This is a genomic window from Lysobacter enzymogenes (assembly GCF_017168095.1).
In the GTDB taxonomy this organism is placed as follows: Bacteria; Pseudomonadota; Gammaproteobacteria; order Xanthomonadales; family Xanthomonadaceae; genus Lysobacter; species Lysobacter enzymogenes_D.
The window spans coordinates 1-5,168 of record NZ_LXSD01000197.1; the positions used below are offsets into that span (position 1 = coordinate 1).

Genomic DNA, 5,168 nt, shown 5'->3' on the forward strand with positions numbered 1-5,168 from the left:
ACGTCGAAACCTTCATCGTAGTTGGGTTGTCGCGGTCGCGGCTCGCGCCGCTCCTACAGGGGGTCATCGCGGGATCAGCGCGGGGTGCAGGCGGCGCGCACGGGCTCGGGCAACGCGGCCGGTTGGCCGGTTTCGCGGTGGATCCACACCATCACCACGTTGCCGTCGCAGTACAGCGCGCTCGGGTCGTCGGCGCCGACGATGCGGTGGCCGACGCTGAGGCTGGTGTTGCCCAGGCGCTCGACGAACAGCTCGATGTCGATCTCGTTCGGCCACTCGATCGGGCGGCGGTAGTTCAGGTGCGCGGCGGCGACCACCGGCGCGACGTGCTCGTCCATGCCGTGGCCGGGCAGGGTCACCATCCAGCGCAGGCGCGCTTCCTCCAGGTAGCTGAGGAACTTGGAGTTGTTGACGTGGTTGAACGCGTCCAGGTCGCGCCAGCGCACCGACAGCGGCACGCGGATCAGCGCGGTGTGGGCGACGGCCGAGTTCTCCACCAACTGCGCCGGCGCGGGCTGCGGCGCGGCTTGCGCTTGCGGACGCGATGCGTCCGCGCGTTGCGGCTGCTCCGAACGCTGGCGCTCGCGCCGGTGTTGCTTGGAGCGCGGCGCGTCGGCGTTGGGCTGGGCAGCGGGTTGCGCGGCAGGCTGCGGCGCCGAAGGGGCGGCAGAGGGCGCCGAATGAGCGGGCGCGACTGCAAGCGCCGCTTCCGCCGCGGCCGGCTTCGCCACGAGCGTTTGCGCTGCGGCCTGCTCTGATGCCACCGGCTTCGATGCATCGGACTGCGCTGCATCGGACTGCGATGCATTCGATTCCGATGCGGCCTTCTGCGACGTGACCGCGTCGGAAACGACCGCCGCGCCAGCGGATTCCGCCGTTGCCGCAACCGCCGCATCCTGGGACCTGCGCTTGCGCGGCGCACGCTTGCGCGGCGCCGCTTTCTTTCCGGCCTGCTTGCCGGCCTGTGCGCCGGCGGCGGGCTTGTTCTCGTTGTCGCTATCGCTCATGCGGCGGATTTCTTCTTGGCGCGCGCGGGCGGCGCGTCGGTCTTGGGTTTGCTCTTGGCGGCGGCCTTGGCCGGCTTGTTGTCGCCGCCGGCCTTGGCCGGCTTGTTGTCGCCGCCGGCCTTGGCCGTCGACGGTTCGCCCGGTACCGGCATGCCCAGCAGCGGCGCCAGGAAGCGGCCGGTGTAGGACTGCGGCAGCGAGGCGATGTGCTCGGGCGTGCCGGTGGCGAGGATGGTGCCGCCGCGGTGGCCGCCTTCCGGACCCAGGTCGACGACCCAGTCGGCGGTCTTGATCACGTCGAGGTTATGCTCGATCACGACCACGGTGTTGCCGTCGTCGCGCAAGCGGTGCAGCACCGCCAGCAGGTGCTCGATGTCGTGGAAGTGCAGGCCGGTGGTGGGCTCGTCGAGGATGTACAGGGTGCGGCCGGTGTCGCGCCGCGACAGTTCCTTCGACAGCTTGACCCGCTGCGCTTCGCCGCCGGACAGCGTGGTCGCGCTCTGGCCCAGCTTGATGTAGCTCAGGCCCACGTCCATCAGCGTTTCCAGCTTGCGGCCGATGCTGGGCACGTTCTCGAACAGCGCCAGCGCCGCCTCGACCGTCATCTCCAGCACGTCGTTGATGTTGTAGCCCTTGTACAGGACTTCCAGCGTCTCGCGGTTGTAGCGCTTGCCGTGGCAGACGTCGCAGGGCACGTACACGTCGGGCAGGAAGTGCATTTCGACCTTGATCAGGCCGTCGCCCTGGCAGGCCTCGCAGCGGCCGCCGCGCACGTTGAAGCTGAAGCGGCCCGGCGAGTAGCCGCGCGCGCGCGCCTCGGGCACCTGCGCGAACAATTCGCGCAGCGGCGTGAACAAGCCGGTGTAGGTGGCCGGGTTCGAACGCGGCGTGCGGCCGATCGGCGACTGGTCGATGTCGACGACCTTGTCGAACAGCTCGATGTTCTCCACCGACCGGTGCGGCGCCGGCGTCTGCGCCGCGCCGTTGAGCTCGTTGGCGGCGATGACGTAGAGCGTGTCGTTGATCAGGGTCGACTTGCCCGAGCCCGATACGCCGGTGACGCAGGTCAGCAGCCCCGCCGGAATCGCCAGATCGACGTCCTTGAGGTTGTTGCCGGTGGCGCCGCGCAGGTGCATCGTGGCCTTCGGGTTGGGCTTGTGGCGGGTCTTCGGGATTTCGATCTTGCGCTTGCCGCTGAGGTACTGGCCGGTCAGCGAGCGCGGCGCCTTGAGCACGTCGGGCAGCGTGCCTTGCGCGATCACCTCGCCGCCGTGCACGCCGGCGCCGGGGCCGATGTCGACGACGTAGTCGGCCAGGCGGATCGCGTCTTCGTCGTGTTCGACCACGATCACCGTGTTGCCGAGGTCGCGCAGACGGGTCAGGGTGCCGAGCAGGCGCTCGTTGTCGCGCTGGTGCAGGCCGATCGACGGCTCGTCGAGCACGTACATCACTCCGACCAGGCCGGCGCCGATCTGGCTGGCCAGGCGGATGCGCTGGGCCTCGCCGCCGGACAGCGAGTCGGCCTTGCGTTCCAGGGTGAGGTAATCCAGGCCGACGTCGACCAGGAAGCGCAGGCGGTCGACGATCTCCTTGACGATCTTGACCGCGATCTCGCCGCGCCAGCCCGGCAACTGCAGGGTCTTGAAGAAATTCAGCGCCTCGTCGACCGGCAGCACCACCAGTTCCGGTAGCCCGCGTTCGGCCACGAACACGTTGCGCGCGGCGCGGTTGAGGCGCGCGCCGCCGCAGTCGGGGCAGGGGCGCTGGCTGATGAACTTGGCCAGTTCCTCGCGCACCGCCGCCGATTCGGTCTCGCGGTAGCGCCGCTCCAGGTTCGGCACGATGCCTTCGAAGCGGTGCTTGCGCTGGCTGCGGCCGCCGCTTTCGGTGATGTAGTTGAAGCTGATCAGCTCGTCGCCGCTGCCGTACAGCACCGCCTTCTGCTGCGCGGCGCTGAGCGCCTGCCACGGCGTGTCGACGTTGAACTTGTAGTGCTTGGCCAGCGACTGGATCAGCTGGAAGTAATAGGCGTTGCGGCGGTCCCAGCCGCGCACCGCGCCGGCGGCGAGCGACAGCTCCGGATGCACGACCACGCGCGCCGGATCGAAGAACTCGGCCACGCCGAGGCCGTCGCAGGTCGGGCAGGCGCCGATCGGCGAGTTGAACGAGAACAGCCGCGGCTCGAGCTCCGGCAGCGAGTAGTCGCAGACCGGGCAGCTGTACTTGGACGAGAACAGCAGCGGCGCGGCGTCGGCGTTGTCCAGCGACATCACCTGGGCCATGCCGTCGCCGAGCTTGAGCGCGGTCTCGAACGATTCGGCCAGGCGCTGCTTGATGTCCTCGCGCGGCTTGAAGCGGTCGATCACCGCTTCGATGGTGTGCTTGACCCGCAGCGCCAGCGGCGGCACCGCGTCGATCTCGTACAGCGCGCCGTCCACGCGCACGCGCACGAAGCCCTGCGCGCGCAGTTGCTCGAACACCTGGGCGTGCTCGCCCTTGCGCTCGCGGATCACCGGCGCCAGCAGCATGTAGCGCTGCTCCGGGTCGAGCGCGATCGCCTGGTCGACCATCTGGCTGACGGTCTGCGCTTCCAGCGGGTAATGGTGGTCCGGGCAGCGCGGGCTGCCGACGCGCGCGTACAGCAGGCGCAGGTAGTCGTAGACCTCGGTGATCGTGCCCACGGTCGAGCGCGGATTGTGCGAGGTGGATTTCTGCTCGATCGAGATCGCCGGCGACAGGCCTTCGATGTGGTCGACATCGGGCTTTTCCATCACCGACAGGAACTGCCGGGCGTAGGCCGACAGCGACTCGACGTAGCGGCGCTGGCCTTCGGCGTAGATCGTGTCGAAGGCCAGCGAGGACTTGCCCGAACCGGACAGTCCGGTGATCACGATCAGCTTGTCGCGCGGCAGATCGAGATCGATGTTCTTGAGGTTGTGCGTCCGCGCGCCGCGGATGCGGATGTAGTCCAGCGCCATCGGGTGCCTGCAAGGGGGAGGGTCGCCGGCGCGGAAGGCGACGGCGAACAGGGGAGCGTATCGAGTGGGGAAGATGGGGGCAAATCCGCGCAACGGAAGATGCGGCGGGCGTCGCGGGCGATGTCATCGCAGCCCCGTGGGGCTTGGCTCGCGCGGCGCGGAGGACGCCCCGGCGGGCGCGCGCCGGAGCGGCGGGAAACGCGCAAATGCGCGGCCCGCAAGCCTGTAGGAGGGCCTTCAGGCCCGATGCTTTTGTCCCAGATCGCCGAGACCGGAGACAAAAGCATCGGGCCTGAAGGCCCTCCTACAGAAACGCGGGCTTGGCCGCGTCTGTCGTCTTCGTTCAGTTTCGGCCGGCCGCGGCCGCCCGCGGCGGCCGGCGGCGCGTTCGATTCAGGGCGCTACTTGACCTGATTGAAGCGCACCGGCGTCGCCGTCGTCCCGGTTTCGCCGCGGGTGTCGAGCGCGCCGGGGTTGGCGCCGGCGACGATCAGCTGGACCTTGACCGCCTCGGCGCGCTGGCGCGAGAGGATCTCGTTGTCGGCCGGCTGGCCGGCGCCGCCGCCCGGGCCGACGATCTCGTAGCGCGCGTCCTTGGGCCCGGCGGCGATGGCCTTGGCCGCGCGGCTGAGGATGTCCAGGCTGGCCGGGGCGATGCGCGCGCCGCCTTCCTCGAAGCGCACCTCGATCTTGTTGAGCGCCTGCACGATCTCGCCGGCGCCGGACTTGCCCGGCACCAGCGCGGCCAGGGCCTGGGCCGCGGCGTCGCTGGACGCGGCCTCGCCGCCCACGCCCTCGAACAGGCCGCCGTAGCGGAAGCCGGGGAACAGGGTCTTGGCCTTGTCCAGCAGCAGCGCGCGGTCGGCGTCGCTGACCTGGCCGCTGAGTTCGATGCTTTGGCCTTCGAAGGTGACCGCGACGCCGGGCATGCTCAGCGCGGCGACGAACTGCGGCAGCTTGTCCTGCCACGGCGCCGGCTTGACCGCCTTGCCGACCTCCAGGTCGCCGGAGATCTGGCCGGCGTAGGCCTGGGCGAGGGCGACGCTGAGCGCCTTGCGCGTGGCTTCGCTGTCGATCCGGCCGTCGTAGCGGATCGCGCCGTTGTTGTTGGCCAGGCCGAGCCGGGCTTCGACCGGCGGCACCGGCGTGGCCGCGGGCGCGGCGGCCGCATCGGCGGCGGGCG

The 5,168-nt window shown here is 70.1% G+C and carries 3 protein-coding genes and 2 pseudogenes; 1 reads left to right on the forward strand and 4 read right to left on the reverse strand.

What is annotated here, in order from left to right; genetic code table 11:
- Positions 1-74: 74 nt before the first annotated feature.
- The 3 genes and pseudogenes from A7A76_RS25535 to A7A76_RS26305 form a co-directional block, all read right to left on the reverse strand.
- Entirely contained in the window at positions 75-497 is a 423-nt protein-coding gene (locus A7A76_RS25535) for an acyl-CoA thioesterase (protein WP_343225286.1), read from the reverse strand.
- 506 nt (positions 498-1,003) lie between these two features.
- Positions 1,004-3,985 carry an excinuclease ABC subunit UvrA gene (uvrA, locus tag A7A76_RS05160; RefSeq protein WP_206410191.1) on the reverse strand — a complete coding sequence of 994 codons (2,982 nt, stop codon included), beginning with the start codon at positions 3,983-3,985 and terminating at the stop codon, positions 1,004-1,006.
- Positions 3,901-4,281 (reverse strand): annotated as a pseudogene (locus tag A7A76_RS26305) (DUF6053 domain-containing protein); the annotation flags it as partial. The pseudogene A7A76_RS26305 and the gene uvrA, both read right to left, overlap by 85 nt.
- Here A7A76_RS26305 and A7A76_RS26310 point away from each other — a divergent pair.
- Positions 4,223-4,399: pseudogene (locus A7A76_RS26310) on the forward strand (DUF6053 domain-containing protein); the annotation flags it as partial. The pseudogenes A7A76_RS26305 and A7A76_RS26310 overlap by 59 nt on opposite strands.
- On the opposite strand, the gene A7A76_RS05165 reads toward A7A76_RS26310, so the two are convergent.
- A partial coding sequence (locus tag A7A76_RS05165; protein ID WP_206410192.1) for an OmpA family protein occupies positions 4,387-5,168 on the reverse strand: 782 nt, incomplete at its 5' end. The pseudogene A7A76_RS26310 and the gene A7A76_RS05165 overlap by 13 nt on opposite strands.